We start from the raw sequence: 18,080 nt of genomic DNA, 5'->3' as shown, positions 1-18,080 counted from the left end.
ACACACCGTGATCTGCAAGCCCTGCGCCGACGCAGCCGACGCACGCGTGGGCCGCGACCAGCACTGCGACGATCCCAAGTGCATGTGCGGCCACCGCACCGACCGCTACCGGCCCGTGTCCGGGCTCGACGCCGTCGCCCACTTCTACGACCAGCTCCGCCGCATCGTGGACCAGGCCACCGAGGTCCACCACCGCGACACCGTGCGCCCGATCAGCGGGCCCCTCCCTACGCCTACCGCTACTAGGCCGGGCCACCTCGACTGATACCCGCCCGGTATCGGCCCGTGCGACGATCACACAGCAGAACGGAGGCACCATGAGCGACGACCCCCAACACACCGGGCCACCACCCCCAGCACCCGAAGTCCGCGACGCCAACGGCCACCCCATCCGCACCCCCGAGCAAGTCGCCCGGGACGCGTGGGCCGCCGAACAGCGCGGCCTCGGCCGCCCCTACCGGGCCATCGCCGCCGACCTCGGCGTGTCCCTGTCCTCCGCTCACACCGCCGTCCGCCGCGCCTACAAGGACATCGCCGAACCCGCCGCCGGCCCCGCCCGCGCCGCCGAACTCGCCGTGCTGGAGGCCGCCCGCGACGCGGCCTTGGACGTCCTCGGCCGGCACCACATCACCGTGTCCAACGGGCGGGTCATCACCCTGCGCGACGACGAGACCGGCAAGGACGTGCCGCTGCCCGATGACGGGCCGATCCTCCAGGCCGCCATCGCAGTCGCCCGCATCAGCGCCACGATCCACGACCTCATGGGGTGGAAGGCCCCGGCGAAGGTCCAGCTCCAGGGTGAGGTGACGTACCAGCTGGTGGGCGTCGACCCGGGGAAGCTCGCATGACGACCGCGGCGCTCGTGCGCACCTACGAGCCGCACGGTGCCGCGAAGGAAGTCTTCGACCGGCGCGACGACGAAGTGCTCCTCTCCGGCCCGGCCGGCACCGGCAAGTCCCGCGCCTGCCTGGAGAAGATCCACGCCATGTGCCTGCTCACCCCGAACCTGCGGGCCCTCGCCGTACGCAAGACCGGCAAGTCATTGGCCAGCACCGGGCTGGTCACGTACCGGGAGCACGTCGCCGCGGAGTCCATCGCCGCCGGCCACGTCAAGTGGTTCGGCGGGTCGCAGCAGGAGCCCGCCGCGTACCGGTACGCCAACGGGAGCAGGCTCGTCGTCGGCGGCATGGACGACCCCACGAAGATCATGTCCAGTGAGTACGACGTCGCGTACGTCCAGGAGGCGACCGAGCTCACCGCCGCCGACTGGGAGGCCATCACCACCCGGCTCCGCAACGGACGGATCTCTTTCCAGCAGCTCATCGCCGACTGCAACCCGTCCATCCCCACCCACTGGCTCCGCGCCCGCTGCACCACCGGCCAGACCCTCATGCTCCACTGCCGCCACGAGGACAACCCCCGCCTCTACCAGAACGGCCAGCGGACCGCAGAGGGCGAGGCGTACCTGAAGAAGCTCGACGCGCTCACCGGCGTCCGCAAGGACCGCCTGCGCTACGGGAAGTGGGTCGCCGCCGAGGGCCTCATCTACGAGGGCTTCGACCCCGCGGTCCACCTGATCGACCCCTTCGACATCCCCGCGACCTGGACCAGGTGGTGGTCCGTGGACTTCGGGTACACCAACCCGTTCGTCCTCCAGTGCTGGGCCGAGGACCCCGACGGCAGGCTCTACCTGTACCGGGAGATCTACAAGACCCGCACCCTCGTGGAGGACCACGCCCGCCGGATCCTGCAGGAGGTCACCAAGTGCACGGCCTGCTGCAAACCGCGGGGGCGCGGCAGCCACGACTGCTACGCCTGCGACAAGTGCGTGAAGCAGTGGACCGAGCCGAAGCCGCGCGCCGTCGTTTGCGACCACGACGCGGAGGACCGGGCGACCCTGGAACGGCACCTCGGGATGTCCACCACCGCGGCGGACAAGCGCGTCAGCGTCGGCATCCAGGCTGTGCAGAGCCGGTTCAAGATCGCGGGCGACGGCCGGTCGCGGCTGTTCATCGTGCGGGGCGCCCTGGTAGAGCGGGACCCGGCGCTGGAGGAGGCGAAGAAGCCGGCGTGCACGGAGGAGGAACTGCCGGGCTACGTCTGGGACAAGGGCTCGGCGCAGGCTCAGGCGAGCGAGAAGCCGCCGAAGGAGCAGCCGTTGAAGGAGAACGATCATGGCTGCGACGCGAAGAGGTACCTGATTGTCGAGCGTGACGTGCGGGGCCGGCCGAGGATCCGCCGTTTCTGACCCGCCGTAGGGTCGCTGTCTGTCACCAACCCGGAGGTCGTCATGGGGAAGCTCCTGTCCCGCGTACCGAAGAATTTCCTGTCATGGACCGTCTTGACAGGAGGATTTACACTCATCGCAGTGGGTTGCGGGAAGATCGGCGGTCTGGGCGTGGGGCTCATCGTCGGCGGGCTGGCAGTCGTGCTCATGCACACGGTGGCGAAGAGTTAGAACGGAGGGGGCCCATGGGCAACAGCCTGCTGGACCCCCTCCGCGCCTTCCGCAACAAGGCCCCCGTCGCCTACACCGCCCGCACCGCCCGCGGATTCGGCGTCGGCCTCGCCCGCCCCGTCGGCCAGGAAGCCCAGATGCGGGCACAGGGCAGCTCGGGTGTGCTCTTCGCGATCGTCGACCGGATCATCACCGCCTACTCCCAGGTCGAGTGGAAGCTCTACAAGAAGGCGCCCAGCGGCCTGGTCGAAGACCGCGTCGAGGTCACCTCCCACCCCGCGCTGGACATGTGGCGGCAGCCCAACCCGTTCATGACCGGCGAGGCATTCCGTGAGGCCACCCAGCAGCACGAGGAGTTGACCGGCGAGCAGTGGTGGCTGATCGCCCGCGACCCCCGGTTCACGATGCCGCTGGAGCTGTGGCCGGCGCGCCCCGACCGGATGGAACCCGTCCCGGACCCAGTCGAGTTCATCTCCGGCTACCGGTACCGGTCCCCGGCCGGCGAGCAGGTGCCGCTGGCCCTGGACGAGGTCGTGTTCCAGCGGCGCCCCAGCCCGCTGGACCCCTACCGCGGGCTCGGCCCGGTGCAGACCGTCCTCACCGACATGGACGCCGCCCGCTACGGCGTCGAGTGGAACCGCAACTTCTTCCTCAACAGCGCGCAGCCCGGCGGGATCATCGAGGTCGACCGGCGCCTCGAAGACGACGAGTTCGACGAGGCCCGGGACCGGTGGGCGGAGCAGCACCGCGGGGTATCCGCCGCGCACCACGTCGCGATCATCGAGAACGGCCTGAAGTGGGTCGACACCAAATTCACGCAGCGCGACATGCAGTTCGCGGAGCTGTCCGAGGTCAGTGACGAGAAGGTCCGCCAGGCGTTCGGGTTCCCGAAGCCCATGTTGGGCACGGTCTCCGACGTCAACCGGGCCAACGCCGACGCCGCGGAACTCGTGCTGTCCCGCTGGCTGTTGGTCCCCCGCCTCACCCGCACCCGCGCCGCCCTCAACACCCGCATCCTCCCCATGTACGGGCCCCTCGGCGAGGGCTACGAGTTCGACTTCGTCAGCCCCGTAGCCGAGGACATCGAAGCCGCCACCACCCAGCTCGTCGGCCGGGCCACCGCCCTCCAGGCGCTCGTCAACGCCGGGGTGTACGGGCCCGACGCCGCGATCGCGGTGGGTCTGCCGGCCATGGACTTCGGCGCCCCGGACTCCGACCCGAACCGGGAACTCCTGATCCGCCTGGTCGTCGGCGCCCCGTCACTGGCCCCGATCATCCTGCCCATGCTCGGCTTCGACATCTCCGCGAACCAGCAGGCCGCGACCCCCACCGCGATCGCCGAACTGGTGCAGAAGATCTACCTGGGTGTCGGCGTGGTCCTGTCCGCCGAGGAGGCCCGCGAGGTTCTCGTCGCGGCCGGCGCCGACATCACCCCCGGCGCCTCACCCACCGCACCAGCGGCGGCCGGCACGAAGGTCGGGGCGCTCGCCGCATCCCTCATGCCCCGCCCGCCGTCGGCCGCGATCCCCGCGTCGTTCGAGCAGCAGGCCGCGCAGCTCCTCGCCGGGCTGGAGCAGCCGCAGGACGCCATGCGGTGGATGGCGGTGTCCGAACACGACGACGACGTGTGCCAGCCCTGCGCCGACAACGACGGCGCCCTGTACCGCAACCGGGCCGCGGCCTACGCCGACTACCCCGGCGGGACCGGCTACATCCACTGCATCGGCGCGCAGTACGGCAACGACTGCCGCTGCAAAGTCGTCAAGCGCGGCAAGGAAGGCAACGACGATGCCGACGAAGAGTAAGCGCCCCAACGCCCGGGTGGCCCGGGAGTGGTACTCGCTGCGCAACGCCGCGGGGACGGCCGAGCTGTACGTGTACGACGAGATCGGGTACTGGGGTACGACCGCCTCCGGTCTGGTCGCGGAGCTGTCGCAGCTCACCGGCGTCACGCAGATCGACGTCCACATCAACTCGCCGGGTGGCGACGTTTTCGACGGGCTCGCGATCATGAACTGCCTGCGGGCGCACCCCGCCGCGGTCACCACGTACGTCGACGGGATCGCCGCGTCCATCGCCAGCGTCATCGCGATGGCCGGCGACACCGTCGTGATGGGCCCGCACTCGCAGATGATGATCCACGAGGCCAGCGGGTTGTGCATCGGCGACGCCGGCGAGATGCGCAGCATGGCCGACCTGCTCGATTTCCAGTCCGACAACATCGCCTCGGTGTACGCCGAGCGCGCGGGCGGCACCCCGGAGTCGTGGCGGGCCGCGATGGTCGCCGAGTCCTGGTACACCGCCGAGGAAGCCGTGACGGCCGGCCTGGCCGACGAGGTGGCGCAGCGCGCCCCGCAGACCGCGGCTGGTGTGCCGATGGACAAGGCGTGGGACCTGTCGGTGTTCTCCTACGCCGGGCGTGATGCGGCGCCCGACCCGGCCAAGCCGGCCGAGGCCGAGGCCGGCGCGCCCGTCGCACTCGCTTCGGTCGTCGAGGCCGCCCCCACTGACGTCCCGGCCGAGCCCGTGGGGACGGGGCCGGCCGGGACCCCCGCCACCGGCCCGGGCACCTCCCCCGTGGTCCCGGAGCCGGTGGCACTCACCGCGCAACTCCAGGGCGAGCCCGGCCCGGAGGCGGTCGCAATCCCCGACGGCACCCCCGTGATCCCCGCCGCGCAGATCACCGAGCCGGAGCCCGCGGCCAACGAACCCGACGACGAGTGGGGCACCCTCACCGCCCACCTCAAGACCCCCGCAGAGGAGTCCAGCGTGGACGACCTGCTCGCCCGCCTTAGGGAGGCACAGCTGTGATCGGAACTGTGATCGGAACGAGGCCCACCCCCGGGCAGCGGCACATGCTGAGCGTGCGGGGCATCAGCGCCCGCCGCGTCGGCCGCGCCTTCAACCGGGCGACGCTGCCGGTGCCGAAGAACGACGCCGAGCTCGGGGAGATGCTCGCCGACCCGGCGAAGTCCAAGGACATCCTCGCCGACCGCCAGGCGCTGAAGGACTTCATCACCGCCTACGCCAAGGAGCAGCAGGGCGACGGCACCGAGCTGCGCAACGCGGTCGCCGAGGAGACCAAGCGGGTCTTCGCCGAGATGCTCCGCGACAACGGGCTCACCGACAAGGACGGCAAGGCGCTGATCAAGCGCCCCGACATGGACCCGCAGAACCGGCGCGCCGGCGGGATGCTCACCTCCCACAAGCAGGGCACCGCCCACAACCCGGACGCCGCGGGTGCGAAGGTCGACGGCCTGTTCAACTCCGGTGTCGACTACGTCCGGACGATCTGGCACAAGGCCCGGCCGTCGGACGACCTGAACGAGAAGCTGGCGTCGCTCCGCAACGCCGCGTCCAGCGTGTCGCCTGCGGACGGCGGGTTCCTCGTACCGGAGACCCTGCGCTCCCAGCTGATGCAGATCGCGCTGGAGCAGTCGGTGGTCCGGCCGCTCGCGACCGTCGTCCCCATGGACAGCGCGAGGGTTCCGTTCCCGATGATCGACAGCACCACCAACCAGGGCTCCGTCTTCGGCGGCATGGTCGCCAGTTGGGGCGAGGAGGCCGCGCCCCTCAGCGACAGCTCCCCGAAGTTCGGGCGCATCGACCTGGACGCCCGCAAGCTCACCGGCTTGTCCGCAGTCCCGAACGAGCTGCTCCAGGACAGCATCGTGTCGTTCTCCGCGCTCCTCGAAAGCCTGTGGCCGATGGCCCTGGCCTTCGCCGAGGACGCCGCGTTCCAGGCTGGCACTGGTGTCGGCGAGCCCCTCGGCTACCGCGGTGAGGGCAACACGGCGTCCATCGGTGTGGCCCGCGGCGACGATGACACCATCACCTACGTCGACATCGTCAACATGTACTCCCGGATGCTCCCGTCGTCGCTGTCGCGCGCGGTGTGGACGTGCTCCCCGGAGGCGCTGCCGCAGCTGCTGACGATGTCCCTGTCCGTCGGGACCGGCGGCAACTCGGTGTGGGTCGTCAACGCGGCGGGCCCGGCGCCGATGAACATTTTCGGCCGGCCGCTGATCGTCACCGAGAAGGGCGGTCTGCTCGGTGCCCGCGGCGACATCGCGTTCACCGACATGAGCTACTACCTCATCGGCGACCGCCAGACGATGACCGCCGACTCCTCGACGGACTACAACTTCGGCTCGGACAAGACGACCTTCCGCATCATCCAGCGCGTCGACGGGCGCCCGTGGCTCAAGAGCGCGATCACCCCCGCCAACGGCGGCAGCACCCTGTCGCCGTTCGTCGAGCTCGACGACGCGGCCTGATCCACCCCGGTCGGCGCCGGCACTCAACCCCCGGCGCCGACTACCACCGGGCCGGCAGCGTCGCCCCGACCCCGCGCACCACCGACACGGAAGGCGAAACTCATGTCTCAGAAGGCACTCGGCCGGTCGTTCAACATCATGGGCATCGGAGACGGCAAGTACGTCAACATGCGAGAGGCCGGCGGCATCGCGTTCTCCTGCTACCTCGCCGCCGCCGCAGGCGACACGTACACCCTCGTCCAGGCCAAGGACTCCGCAGGCACCGGCGCGAAGAACCTCGTGGCCGTCACCGACTACTACACCTGCACCGGCGACGGCACCGACACCTGGACGCACCGCACACAGGCGGCAGCCGCGACCGTCGTCACCGCGGCGAGCGCCGTGCAGAACCACGCGGTGTTCGAGGTCGAAGCCAGCCAGCTCGACGACGGCTTCACCCACGTCAAGGTCACCTCCACCGGCGCCGGCCTCGTCACCCCGATCCCCCGGGACCTGATGACGCAGCGGGACCCGGCGAACCTCAAGGCCCTGTCGGCATGATCCGCGGCCGGACCCGGCGGACGGGTGAACTCGACTTCTACGACGACGGCGACCCGTCCACCACTGTCGCGTCGGTCACGGCGGACGGCGTCACCGGCGCCGTACCGGGGGCCGCACCCACCGCGGCGGACGTCACCGCGGAGGCGATCAGCCCGGGCACGGCAACGGACGTGCAGGGCATCCTCGCTGAACTCGCCGCGCGCATCACCGCATTGGAGGCCCCCTGATGGCCCTGTGGATCTGCACCGACTGCACGGCCGCGTACTCGGTTGGTGCCCCCAAGTGCCCGCAGTGCGGCAGCACCGACCACGTGAAGGAAGGACGCCAGGACATGGCGAAGATCACCGTTCACGGGGGTGCGAGCAACGCCGCGCTCCCCGACCCGGAGACCGACACCGAGCAGCAGGACGAGGAGGAGCCATCGCCGACACCGGAGGCGGATGGTACGACCTCGTCGACATCCTCCGAGAAGGAGCCGACCTCGCCGCCGCCGAGCGCGACCGCCCCCCGCAAGCGTGCCCGCAAGACGGCGAGCCCCTCCGCACCGGCCCCGACGGACTCCTCTACTGCCCCTCCGACGGATGGCGGCCCGGCGGACGGTACGTCGGCGACCGCCTCTGACCCCACCGCCTGACCGCCAGCACGCCGCACACAGAAGGGAGGTGACACAGGTGATCGGCACAGAGCCGTGGTACGCCACACGCGAAGACGTCAAGGCCGCGCTGGACTTCAAGGCCACCGCGCGCAGCGACGCCCGCATCGACCGCGCCCTCGCCGGGGCAAGCCGCTCCGTCGACGGCCTGTGCCACCGCCGCTTCTACCCCGTCACCGACACCCGGCGCTGGGACTGGCCGAACGGGCAGTACGCCCGCTCCTGGCGGCTGTGGCTCGACGACTCCGAGCTGATCGACCTCACCGCCCTGGAGTCCGGCGGTGTCACCATCCCCACCGGCGATGTGGTGCTGGAGCCGAACCGCACCGGGCCGCCGTACCGCAGCCTGTCGATCAACCTCAGCAGTCCCAGCGCCTTCCAGGCCGGGGACACCGAGCAGCAGGCGATCGGCGCGACCGGGCTGTGGGGCTACCGCAACACCGAGGCCCCGGCCAGCAGCGCGGCCGGCGGGGTCGATGCCGCCGCGGTACGGCTCCCGATCTCCGATGCCGGTGCCGCCGGCGTCGGCAGCGTGCTGCGCGCCGGCGCCGAGCGGCTCCTCGTCACCGGCCGCAGCATGGCTGACACCGGCCAGACCCTCCAGGCCGCGGTGACCCAGTCCGCGGCGGACACCGTACTGACCCTCGGCGACACCGGTGCCCTCCACGAAGACGAGGTACTCCTCGTCGGCGGGGAGCGGATGCTCGTCGTCGACATCGCCGGGGCCAGCGCCGTCGTACGGCGGGCGTGGGACGGCAGCGTCCTGGCCGCACACGCCGAGGGCGACCCGGTGTACGCCGCCCGCACCCTGCACGTGGCCCGCGGCGTGCTGGGCACGACCGCCGGCCCGGTCGCGGACGGGGCCGCGCTGGTGCGGTGGGTGCCCCCGGAGCTGGTGAACACGTACACGATTGCTCTGGCCGTGACGACGTTGACGCAGGAGCCGGCCGGGTACGCCCGCACCGGCAAGTCGAGCAGCAGCCGCGGGTCGTCGACCCCGCCCGCGCTGACGTCGTCGATCGATGACCTGCGGGACCAGTGCTACGCCAAGCACGGGCGCAAGGCCCGCACCAGGGCGGTGTGACCGATGGCCGATGAGGTGAAGGTGACCGCGACCGGGCCGCTGTTCGACGGGCGCGCTGCGCGGGCGGTACAGGCGTTCACGGACCAGGCGCGGGAGGACATCGCCGAGCACGGCGAGACCCTGGTGCTCGCCGAGTTGGGCATGGTGCTGCGGCACCCGTCGGGCTACTACGAGTCGCAGGTTACGACCGAGCGGGCGGCCCCGGACGTGTCGGTCGTCTCCGACGGCGGCGTGGTGTACGGGCCGTGGCTGGAGGGCGTGGGCTCCCGGAACGCCCCGGTGACCAGGTTCGCGGGCTACGGGCACTGGCGGCGCACCAAGGAGCGGGTCGCCCGTGATGCGCCGGGGATCGCGCAGCAGCTGTTGCAGACCCGGTTCCTCCCGGAGATGAGGTGATCCCGTGGCCCTGAACGTGAACACCATCCTCAACAAGGTCATCTCGCACGCCCTGGCGACGGGCCTGTTCGAGGACGTAAACGGCCACGAGCCCGTCAACACCCCGCCGTCCGGCGGCCTGTCGTGCGCGGCGTGGGTCAACGACCTCGTACCGATCCGGTCGTCCGGGATGAACTCCACATCGGTGCGGCTGGAGATCGGCCAACGGATCTACACCAGTGCCGTGTCCGAGCCCCTCGACGCGATCGACCCGGCCGTCACCGGCGCGGTCGATGTCCTCTTCGCGAAGTACAACGGCGACTTCGAACTCGGCGGCAGCGTGCGGCAGGTCGATGTGTTCGGCGCGTACGGCGAGCCGCTGCGGGCCCGCGCCGGATACCTCCCCGTCGCCGACGGCCCACCGCAGCGGGTCATGACGATCGTCCTTCCGCTGATCTGCAACGACATCTGGGAGCAGAGCGCATGACCAAATCCAGTGGGCTCGGCCACCGGCTGATCGTCGGCGGCTACGACCTGTCCGGTGACGTCAACTCCCCGGCGCTGTCCGGCGGCCCCGCGCTGCTCGTCGACACCGGCATCGACAAGTTCGCCTTCGAACGCCTCGGCGGGGTCCGCGACGGCTCCCTCGGGTGCACCGCGTTCTTCAACCCCGGGCCGGAGGCGGACGCCGCTCACGCCGTGCTGTCGCTGCTGCCCCGCACCGACATCTACCCGCTGTACTGCTGCGGGTCCACGGCCGGCGTCCCGGCCGCCTGCGTCCCCTCCAAGCAGGTCAACTACGACGGAACGCGCGGGGACGACGGGGCGTTCACGTTCGCGGTGTCCGCGCAGGCCAACGGGTTCGGCCTGGAGTGGGGCAACCTGATCACCCCCGTCCGCCGCACCGACACCGCGGCGACCACTGGTGCCTCGTACGATACCGGCGCCGCCCACACCCACGGCCTGCAGGCGTACCTCCAGGTCGGGGCATTCACCGGCACCGACGCCACCGTGAAGGTCCAGGACTCCGCGGACAACGTCACGTTCGCGGACCTGGCCGGCGGCGCCTTCACCACGATCACCGCAGGCCGGCAGGCGCAGCGGATCCAGACCGGCCGCACCGCGACCGTGCGCCGCTACCTCCGCGCGGTCACCACCACCACCGGCGGCTTCACGAGCCTGGTCCTCACCGTCATGGCCAACGTCAACACCGTGGAGACGAGGTTCTGATGGGCACCATCCAGCCGCAGATGCCCTTGCACGCCTACCAGACGTTCGAGGTGCGGGCCCCGCTGGCCACGCACTTCCGGGCGGCATCGTGCGCCGAGGTCGACTGCGCCGCGCACCTGCGGGGCTGGTCGTCCGTCATCGACGAGCGCACCGAGCTGGGGCAGCGGCAGGCGTACTACATCCGCCGCGAGTCCGGCCGCCGCTGCACCGAGACCCGCGACGACGCCGGCCTGACCCACTTCGCGTTCGAGGCCGGCCAGAGCTGCTTCGCCGCCGACAAGCACCGCGTGCGCCGGCAGGACGTGCCCGAGCTGTACTTCGTCCGCCAGGGGCACTGGCTCGGGGCGCGCACCCCGTCACGCAAGCACGCCACCGGGGCGGACTGGACCGATGAGTTCGCGACCCACCAGGACCGGCTGAGCACCCTGATCAACCGGGGATAAGGAAAGGACACGACATGCCGAAGCAGTCCGGTCTCGGATGGGACACGTTCAACGTCGATGACGCGACGGGAACGCCCCAGGATCTCGTCAACGACACCACCAACTTCCAGTTCGCGACGCCCCGCGCAACGCAGGACACCACGGGTCTGGACAAGTCCGCGATGGAGCGACTGCTGCTCCTCGCTGATTTCTCCGCGACGGCGAACGGGGTGTTCAACCCGTCGGCTGACAAGTCGCACGACGTGTTCAAGACGGTGACTAGTACGTCGGTGGCGCGGACCCTGGAATTCGGGATCGGCGGCATCAGCATGACCAACGAGTGCCTCATCACCGACTACCCGCTGACCCGCGCCGACTCCGGGGAATTCACCTGGGCTGTGCCGTTCGCGTTGTGCGACGGCACCGTGCCGACCTGGGAAAGCGCCTGACCCCCACCACCCTGTCCCTACTGGAGGAGCCGCGCCATGGGATACCGCCCGAAGCGCAAGACGTACGACCTGAAGTTCGACCCCGCCCACGCGGGGATGGAGATCACCGTGCGGGACATGACGTCCGGTGAGGTCATCGAACTCCCAGACCAGGCCACCCACGAGGCGCTCGTCACCGCGTTCGCCGGGCAACTCGCCTCGTGGAACCTGGAGGACGACAAGGGTAAGCCGCTCCCGGCGACGCTGGAGGGCGTCCTCACTCTGGACCGGTCCCTGAACGTGGTGATCGTCGAGGCGTGGCTCGACGCCGTCAACGGGGTGGATGCCCCTTTGGTGCCGAGCTCGCCCGGTGGCGGGCCGTCCCCGGAGGTGCCGATTCCGATGGACGTCCTCTAACGCAGCCACCGGAACTGCACCGGGCGGAAACGATCCTCGCTCTGTGCGACCGATTTCACAAACTGCCCAGCGAGATCCTCGCTGAACCGGCCGAGCTCATTCGGCTACTGAACATCGAACAACTCGGCCGCAGGGAAGGAGGCATTGACGGTGGCGAATGACATCTCCATCAGCGTCAAGGTCGCCAACAACAGCGGCGCCGAATTCACCGCCCTCAACACCTCTCTCCGCACGCTGAAGACCAACGCGGGTAACGCCGCCACCGGAATGCGGACCCTCACCACCCGCACCGGCGCGGCGAACCTGTCGATCAAGAGCATGAAGCGGTCCGCCGACGACACCGCGCTCGCCCTCGACTCGCTTCGCACCAGCGCCGGGGACATCACAGTTCGGGCCACGATCCACGACGACACCACGACCGGTGCCGATCAGGTCAAGGCCGCCATCGACGACCTCAAGCGGCTTGGCCCGGTCCGACTCGACGTCACCTTCAGCGGGGCCGCCGGCGACATCACCGCCACCTCCGACTCGCTGCGGTCCCTGAAGGACAACGCCCGTGACGCCGGCCTGTCCACGCAGACCCTCGGCACCCGGGCCGAGGTGTCCGCGGCGAAACTGGAGTTGCTCAAGGTCGCAGCCGGTGGCGCGGCGGACAAGCTCGACGAACTGCGCAACCATGCCGCCCTGGCCGCTGTGGCGCTCGCGGAGTTGCGGGCCCGGGCCGCGTCGTCGGCGACCGCCGTCGGGTCTCTTCGTAACCGGGCTGACGCCGCTGGCAGCAGGGTCACCGTCCTGTCCGGTCACACCCGCACCCTGACCGCCGACCTCGACACCATGGGCACCAGCGCCACCCACGCCGGTGGTTCCCTCAGTGGACTCAGCGGCCGCATCGGGTCGGTGTCCAGCAGCAGTAACCAGGCCAGCGGCTCGGCCAGTCACCTGACCGGGGCGCTCCTCAGTCTCGCCCCGGCCGCGGTGCCGGTCGCCGCGTCTTTGGCCCCGATGGTCGCCGCGACGGGCGCCGCCGTGATCGGCCTGGCCGCACTGGGTGCCGCGGTGATCCCGCAGGTGAAGAAGCTCAGCGACTTGTCCGCGGCGATGGACACGCTGGCGTCGGCGCAGGGTCAGGCGGGGGCGGCGTCGAAGAAGTCCATTGAGGAGCAGCAGAAGGCCAGCGCGGCGCTGGCGGGGGTGCCCGAGGAGACCAAGCGCGCGGCTGCCGCCTTCGGGATCTTGCGCAACGACTTCAACGCCTGGTCCGATGACCTGGCTGACTTCACGATGGACCCCGTCACCAAATCGTTCGCGGTCGTCGATGCGATCCTGCCGAAGTTCACCCCGCTCGCGAAGGGCGCTGCCGGGCAGCTGGACCGGCTGATGACGGTGGCCGGCGGGGCGGTCGAAACCCGGGGCTTCGACACCCTGATGGGGAAGCTCGACACGTACAGCAACAAGGTGCTGAAGGGCGCCGTTGACGAGACGGTCCACTTCTCCCGGGTCCTGTCGCAGGGCGACGCCGACAACTCCGCGATCGCGAAGTTCATGGACTACGCCCGGTCGCAGGGCCCGGCTGCGAAGGAACTGCTGGAGGATCTGTCGAAGGTGCTCGCGCACGTCACGGAGGCGGCGGCCGACGCCGGACCCGGGATGCTGACCGTTGTCGACAGCCTGGCGAAGCTCATCGGGGCGATCCCGCCCGCGCTGCTCGGCCGGCTGATGCAGCTCTACACCGCGTTCAAGCTGATCAAGCTGTCCAGTGCGGGGCTGGTCGCCGTGGGCACCGGGGCGAGCAGCCTGGCGACGAAGCTGGGTGCGCTGCGCACGGCGTCGGCCGGCGCCGGTGGTGGTCTCGCCGGTGTCCGTGCGGCCCTGGCGACGCTGTCCACGGGCACGAAGGTCGCCGGGGCCCTGGCGGTCGTCGCCGGCGTGGTGCTGGTGATGAAGCAGCTGTCGTCCAGCAAGGATCCGGCGCCGAACGTGGACCGGCTGACGACGGCGCTGGGGAACTTCGGCCGGACAGGGAAGCTCGGCGGCGAGGCCGCCCGTGTGCTCGGCAAGGACTTCGGTGACCTGAACGCCGCGGTGGACAGGCTGTCCGGCGGCGGCTCCAAGATGGATCACTTCAACGACTCCATGAACAAAGTGCTGTCGCTGGGCATGGCGAAGTCGAACTCCGCGAAGGCCGCCGCGAAAGACATCGACGGGATCGACAAGGCGCTGGCCAACCTCGTGTCCGGGGGGCATGCGGATCTTGCGGCGGAGGCCGTGGACCGCCTGTCGAAGGAGTACGCGAAGACCGGGAAGCCCACGAGCCAGCTCACCTCCAAGTTGGACGACTACAAGTCGGCGCTGGCCGACGCCAAGTTCGAGAGCGACCTGACCGCTGACAGCATGGGCCTGTTCGGGAGGCAGGCGCAGGCCACGCAGAAGCAGCTCGACGCGCAGAAGCAGAGCGCCGACGGGCTGCGCCAGTCCATCCAGGCGCTCAACGACGTGAACCGCGCCGGGCTGTCCGCAGAGTCCGACTTCGAGCAGGCCATCGACGACGCCACCGCCGCGGTCAAGGGGCACCACCACGCGCTGACCGAAGTGCACGGGGCCCTGGACCTCAACACCCAGGCAGCGCGCGACGCGTACAAGCCGCTGTCGGACCTGGCGGAGAAGACCGACGCGGCTGGCACGGCGGCCCGGGATCAGGGCAAGTCGTGGGAGACCGTCTTCGGGATCTACGACCGGGGCCGCTCCAAGCTGATCAGCGTGGCGCAGCAGATGGGCCTGACGAAGAACCAGGCGAAGGCGCTGGCCGATCAGATCCTGAAGACCCCCGACAAGACCGCGCACCTGCGGGGCAACATCGCGGACCTCCAGGCGAAGATCAACACGGCGAAGAAGCAGCTCGCGTCGCTGCCCAAGTCGCGGTCCGCCGCCGTGCGGGCGGACTCCTCCCAGCTGAAGAACGTCATCCGCGACGCGCAGGCCCGCATCAACCGGCTCCGCGGGAAGACCGTGCCGATCATCATCCAGCAGACGTACACCACCAGCGGCACCGTGTACCACGAGGGCGGCGGCTACGCGCACGGCGGCGTCGTCGGCGCCGCGACCGGCGGCCCCCGCTCCCGGCTGACGCTGGTGGGCGAGCAGGGCCCGGAGCTCGTGGATCTCGCGGCCGGCTCCCGGGTGCACACCGCGAACGCCACCAAGCAGATGCTCGCCGGCGGCGTGGCGGGCGGCGGCGGGTCGATGCGGCCGATCGTCGTGCAGCTGATGCTCGACGGGCGGATCCTCGCCGAGCGCATGGTCGAGCCGACCCGGGACCTCGTGCTCCGTAAGGGCCGCGGCGACGTGCAGCAGATGTACGGGAAGAGGGCCGGCTGATGGCCCTGTTCGCACCCAGTGTGCAGCTCCAGATCAACGGGACCTGGACGGATGTGTCGTCCCGGGTCCGTAGCGCGATCGATGTGGAGTACGGGATCAAGGCGTCCGGGGGGAAGGTCGCTGACCCGGCCAGTTGCTCCATGGTCCTGGACAACAACGACGGGGCCCTGTCGATCCGCAACCCGCTGTCGCCGTACTACCCGTACCTGGGGGTCAACACTCCGATCCGGGTGGGGCAGGCCGTGATCGGGGCCGCGCCGTGGCTGTACGTGGAGAACGGCCCCTTGACGGCGGTGCTCGGCAACAACGCCAGCACCCCGGACGCATCCGTGCTCGACATCATCGGGGACCTGGACCTGCGGGCGGACATCGAGCTGCCCGTGTGGGGGGACGGAACCGGAGTGGACGGCCTCGCAGGGTTCTCGGAGATCCTGGGCAAGTACGACGCGGCCGGAACCCAGATCTCCTACCGGCTGAGCGTGACCTACACGGGAAACATCCAACTGGCATGGTCCCCGGACGGCACCCTTGCCAGCCGGCTGTCCCAGCAGTCCCTGTCGCTCAGCAGCAACCCGCCGGGCACCCGGATGGGTGTGCGCGCCACCCTGGACGTGAACAACGGCGCCGGCGGGTACACGATCGTGTTCTACACCAGCACCACCCCGGGAACAGCCGGGCCCTGGACGCAGCTCGGGGACCCCGTGATCGGGACGTCGCCCACGTCCGTGTTCAGCGGCACCGCGCCCCTGTACGTGGGCGACGTCCCGAGCACGCTCACGTCCCCCAGCCCCGCCCGGAAGATCTTCAAAGCGGAAGTGCGGTCCGGGATCGCGGGGACGATCGTAGCCAACCCCGACTTCACCGCGCAGTCCGTGGGCGCCACCAGCTTCGCGGACACCGCCCCCTCCCCGCGCACCTGGACCGTGACGGCCGCCGCCATCACCAACGTGCACCGCCGGTTCACCGGGCAGGTCAGCGAGTGGCCCCCGACCTGGGACACGGGCGGGTTCGACGTCACCGTCCCGATCGTCGCGGCCTCCGCACTGGACCGGTACGGGCGCTCCCGCACAGTCCTCCAGTCCACCCTGCGCCGCCGGATCGCGTCCTACTACGGACCATCCGGGCCAGGCACTCTGGTCGCGTACTGGCCGTGCGAGGACGGCTCGGACACCACCACAGCCGCTTCGCCGATCCCGGGCATCGCCCCCATGACCACGTCCGGAGTCTCGTTCGCGGCAGACAGCACGCTGCCAGGGTCGCTCCCGCTCCCGACCCTGGGAACCGACGCGTCCAGTTCGGAAGGTGCCGTGCCGTTCGCCACCCCTGGGGAATGGGATGTCGAGCTGGTGTACAAGATGCCGGAGGCGGCCACCGGGAAGAGCGCGTTCTTCTACATCAACTCGACCACGGGCACGTGGCGGATTGCCGTGGACGCCACACAGATTTACGTGGATGTTTTCGACAACACAGGCACATCGGTATACAGCACTACCCAATTGAACACGGATTTCGTGGGAGTCTGGAAAAGGTTCATCTTCCAGGTAAAGACCTCCGGGTCGGACTCGTTTTACCACATGGCCTGGATTGAATTGGCAAGCGGCGGCCGGTTCGTAGAGGACACGGTGTCCGGTATCCTGCCGGGCCGGGTTACCAGCGTGGTGCAGTCCCATGGCGGAACACTCGGCCAGATGTCGTTCGGGCACATCGCCGTATTCAATACCTACAACCTGGCTAATGACGCCATGTCCGGAGCGGCTACCGGGTACAACCTGGAACGGACCACCAAGCGAATCCAGCGCCTCGCATCAGAGGGAGCAATCCCTATGTCCATCGCCGGACTGGTGACCAACGGTGCACAGATGGGGCCCCAGCTCGTCGACACCGTACTCAACGCCATCCAGGACGCCGTGAACGCAGAGGAGATGGTCCTCTACGAGGCCCGGGAATTCGCAGGGCTACGGTTCCGGAACATCCAGTCCGTGTATGCGCAGCCATCCATGCTCGACCTGCCGTACCAGTCCGGCAACGATGCGCAAATGATCGTCGCCCCGTTCCCGCCCGTCGGTGATCTTCAGAACGTCATCAATGACAGCACCGTCGCGCAGGTCAACGGCACGTCGTCCCGGGTCCAGGTAGAGGAGGGGCGTCTGTCTGTACAGGAGGCCCCGAACGGGATCGGCACCGGCTACGCGGAGTCCCTGACCGAGAACCTGGCATCCGGGCTCGACACGGCCGACCACGCCAGCTGGCGCACCTTCGTCGGCACGTACGACGCAGACCGGTTCCCGCAGATCAACCTCCGCCTGGAGAAGAACGTGTCCCTGGTGCCGGACGTGGCCCGCCTCGATGTGACGCACCGCCTCCGGATCCTGGCCCCGCTCATTGACCAGATGGCACCCACGACCGTGGACCAGATGCTGCTGGGGTACTCCGAGACGTTCGACCAGTTCTCGTGGCTGTGGACCGGGGCCTGTCAGCCTCACGGACCGTACGGGTCCATCGGAAGCTACGACGACACCACGAGCCGGTACGACGCCGCCACGTGCACGCTGGCCGAGGATCTGACCACTGGCGAAACACTGTGCGACGTGACCCACGCCTACGCGGCGGACCGGTGGGCCGACTCCGCCACGTACCCCGACGATTTCCCGTTCGACGTGATCATCGCAGGTGAGGTCTGCACCTGCACCGCAGTCACCGGCACCACCAAAAACCAGACGATGACGCTAACCCGGCACGTCAACGGCATCGTCAAAGCGCAGGTGACCGGCGAGAGCGTGAGCCTGGCCGCCCCGACCTACTACGGATTGTGAGACCAGACC

General features: G+C 69.8%; 18 protein-coding genes. All 18 read left to right on the top strand.

Going from position 1 to position 18,080, the window contains the following annotated elements:
- The first annotated feature begins 7 nt into the window (after positions 1-7).
- The 18 genes from ACQPW6_RS31210 (at position 8) to ACQPW6_RS31125 (ending at position 18,071) form a co-directional block, all read left to right on the top strand.
- Entirely contained in the window at positions 8-265 is a 258-nt protein-coding gene (locus ACQPW6_RS31210; protein WP_433893048.1) for a hypothetical protein, read from the top strand.
- Positions 266-317: 52 nt separating this feature from the next.
- Positions 318-848 carry a hypothetical protein gene (locus ACQPW6_RS31205; RefSeq protein WP_433893047.1) on the top strand — a complete coding sequence of 177 codons (531 nt, stop codon included), beginning with the start codon at positions 318-320 and terminating at the stop codon, positions 846-848.
- A complete protein-coding gene (locus ACQPW6_RS31200) occupies positions 845-2,248 on the top strand; it encodes a phage terminase large subunit (RefSeq protein WP_433893046.1) in 1,404 nt (467 codons plus the stop codon). Before ACQPW6_RS31205 ends, ACQPW6_RS31200 begins: the two co-directional genes overlap by 4 nt.
- 224 nt (positions 2,249-2,472) lie before the next feature.
- Complete coding sequence (locus tag ACQPW6_RS31195) at positions 2,473-4,263, top strand: phage portal protein (RefSeq protein ID WP_433893045.1); 1,791 nt, start codon at positions 2,473-2,475, stop codon at positions 4,261-4,263.
- Positions 4,247-5,269, top strand: coding sequence for a head maturation protease, ClpP-related (locus ACQPW6_RS31190; protein WP_433893044.1), 1,023 nt, complete (start codon positions 4,247-4,249; stop codon positions 5,267-5,269). The genes ACQPW6_RS31195 and ACQPW6_RS31190 overlap by 17 nt, the downstream gene beginning before the upstream one ends.
- The gene (locus tag ACQPW6_RS31185) at positions 5,266-6,735 is read left to right on the top strand and encodes a phage major capsid protein (protein ID WP_433893043.1); all 1,470 of its coding nucleotides are present in this window, start codon (positions 5,266-5,268) and stop codon (positions 6,733-6,735) included. Before ACQPW6_RS31190 ends, ACQPW6_RS31185 begins: the two co-directional genes overlap by 4 nt.
- A 102-nt stretch (positions 6,736-6,837) precedes the next feature.
- Positions 6,838-7,275, top strand: a complete 438-nt coding sequence (locus ACQPW6_RS31180) for a hypothetical protein (RefSeq protein WP_433893042.1) — start codon at positions 6,838-6,840, stop codon at positions 7,273-7,275.
- A complete protein-coding gene (locus tag ACQPW6_RS31175; RefSeq protein ID WP_433893041.1) occupies positions 7,272-7,502 on the top strand; it encodes a hypothetical protein in 231 nt (76 codons plus the stop codon). Before ACQPW6_RS31180 ends, ACQPW6_RS31175 begins: the two co-directional genes overlap by 4 nt.
- Positions 7,502-7,909, top strand: coding sequence for a hypothetical protein (locus ACQPW6_RS31170; RefSeq protein ID WP_433893040.1), 408 nt, complete (start codon positions 7,502-7,504; stop codon positions 7,907-7,909). The genes ACQPW6_RS31175 and ACQPW6_RS31170 overlap by 1 nt, the downstream gene beginning before the upstream one ends.
- A gap of 37 nt (positions 7,910-7,946) precedes the next feature.
- Positions 7,947-9,011 carry a hypothetical protein gene (locus tag ACQPW6_RS31165; RefSeq protein WP_433893039.1) on the top strand — a complete coding sequence of 355 codons (1,065 nt, stop codon included), beginning with the start codon at positions 7,947-7,949 and terminating at the stop codon, positions 9,009-9,011.
- Positions 9,012-9,014: 3 nt separating this feature from the next.
- Positions 9,015-9,407 (top strand): hypothetical protein, encoded by a 393-nt coding sequence (locus ACQPW6_RS31160; protein WP_433893038.1) that lies wholly within the window; start codon positions 9,015-9,017, stop codon positions 9,405-9,407.
- Positions 9,408-9,411: 4 nt separating this feature from the next.
- Complete coding sequence (locus tag ACQPW6_RS31155; RefSeq protein ID WP_433893037.1) at positions 9,412-9,873, top strand: hypothetical protein; 462 nt, start codon at positions 9,412-9,414, stop codon at positions 9,871-9,873.
- Entirely contained in the window at positions 9,870-10,616 is a 747-nt protein-coding gene (locus ACQPW6_RS31150) for a hypothetical protein (protein WP_433893036.1), read from the top strand. Before ACQPW6_RS31155 ends, ACQPW6_RS31150 begins: the two co-directional genes overlap by 4 nt.
- Positions 10,616-11,059: a hypothetical protein gene (locus tag ACQPW6_RS31145; RefSeq protein WP_433893035.1), complete on the top strand. Its 444-nt coding sequence runs from the start codon at positions 10,616-10,618 to the stop codon at positions 11,057-11,059. Before ACQPW6_RS31150 ends, ACQPW6_RS31145 begins: the two co-directional genes overlap by 1 nt.
- 14 nt (positions 11,060-11,073) lie before the next feature.
- Positions 11,074-11,487, top strand: a complete 414-nt coding sequence (locus ACQPW6_RS31140) for a hypothetical protein (protein ID WP_433893034.1) — start codon at positions 11,074-11,076, stop codon at positions 11,485-11,487.
- Between the two features lie 36 nt (positions 11,488-11,523).
- The gene (locus tag ACQPW6_RS31135) at positions 11,524-11,883 is read left to right on the top strand and encodes a hypothetical protein (protein WP_433893033.1); all 360 of its coding nucleotides are present in this window, start codon (positions 11,524-11,526) and stop codon (positions 11,881-11,883) included.
- A 150-nt stretch (positions 11,884-12,033) separates the two neighbouring features.
- Positions 12,034-15,258 (top strand): hypothetical protein, encoded by a 3,225-nt coding sequence (locus ACQPW6_RS31130; protein WP_433893032.1) that lies wholly within the window; start codon positions 12,034-12,036, stop codon positions 15,256-15,258.
- The gene (locus ACQPW6_RS31125; RefSeq protein WP_433893031.1) at positions 15,258-18,071 is read left to right on the top strand and encodes a hypothetical protein; all 2,814 of its coding nucleotides are present in this window, start codon (positions 15,258-15,260) and stop codon (positions 18,069-18,071) included. Before ACQPW6_RS31130 ends, ACQPW6_RS31125 begins: the two co-directional genes overlap by 1 nt.
- Positions 18,072-18,080 lie beyond the last annotated feature (9 nt).

Origin of the sequence: Streptomyces sp. CA-111067, assembly GCF_050956065.1 — a bacterium.
Lineage (GTDB): Bacteria > Actinomycetota > Actinomycetes > Streptomycetales > Streptomycetaceae > Actinacidiphila.
The sequence above is the reverse complement of the archived record's forward strand: the minus strand, read 5'-3'. Positions and strand labels throughout refer to the sequence as shown.

What these genes read in the sequence shown, in the direction of transcription:
- ACQPW6_RS31205 (WP_433893047.1), top strand. Translation starts at nt 318, where the DNA reads ATGAGCGACGACCCCCAACACACCGGGCCACCACCCCCAGCACCCGAA.
- ACQPW6_RS31200 (WP_433893046.1), top strand. Translation starts at nt 845, where the DNA reads ATGACGACCGCGGCGCTCGTGCGCACCTACGAGCCGCACGGTGCCGCG.
- ACQPW6_RS31195 (WP_433893045.1), top strand. Translation starts at nt 2,473, where the DNA reads ATGGGCAACAGCCTGCTGGACCCCCTCCGCGCCTTCCGCAACAAGGCC.
- ACQPW6_RS31190 (WP_433893044.1), top strand. Translation starts at nt 4,247, where the DNA reads ATGCCGACGAAGAGTAAGCGCCCCAACGCCCGGGTGGCCCGGGAGTGG.
- ACQPW6_RS31180 (WP_433893042.1), top strand. Translation starts at nt 6,838, where the DNA reads ATGTCTCAGAAGGCACTCGGCCGGTCGTTCAACATCATGGGCATCGGA.
- ACQPW6_RS31175 (WP_433893041.1), top strand. Translation starts at nt 7,272, where the DNA reads ATGATCCGCGGCCGGACCCGGCGGACGGGTGAACTCGACTTCTACGAC.
- ACQPW6_RS31170 (WP_433893040.1), top strand. Translation starts at nt 7,502, where the DNA reads ATGGCCCTGTGGATCTGCACCGACTGCACGGCCGCGTACTCGGTTGGT.
- ACQPW6_RS31160 (WP_433893038.1), top strand. Translation starts at nt 9,015, where the DNA reads ATGGCCGATGAGGTGAAGGTGACCGCGACCGGGCCGCTGTTCGACGGG.
- ACQPW6_RS31150 (WP_433893036.1), top strand. Translation starts at nt 9,870, where the DNA reads ATGACCAAATCCAGTGGGCTCGGCCACCGGCTGATCGTCGGCGGCTAC.
- ACQPW6_RS31145 (WP_433893035.1), top strand. Translation starts at nt 10,616, where the DNA reads ATGGGCACCATCCAGCCGCAGATGCCCTTGCACGCCTACCAGACGTTC.
- ACQPW6_RS31140 (WP_433893034.1), top strand. Translation starts at nt 11,074, where the DNA reads ATGCCGAAGCAGTCCGGTCTCGGATGGGACACGTTCAACGTCGATGAC.
- ACQPW6_RS31135 (WP_433893033.1), top strand. Translation starts at nt 11,524, where the DNA reads ATGGGATACCGCCCGAAGCGCAAGACGTACGACCTGAAGTTCGACCCC.
- ACQPW6_RS31125 (WP_433893031.1), top strand. Translation starts at nt 15,258, where the DNA reads ATGGCCCTGTTCGCACCCAGTGTGCAGCTCCAGATCAACGGGACCTGG.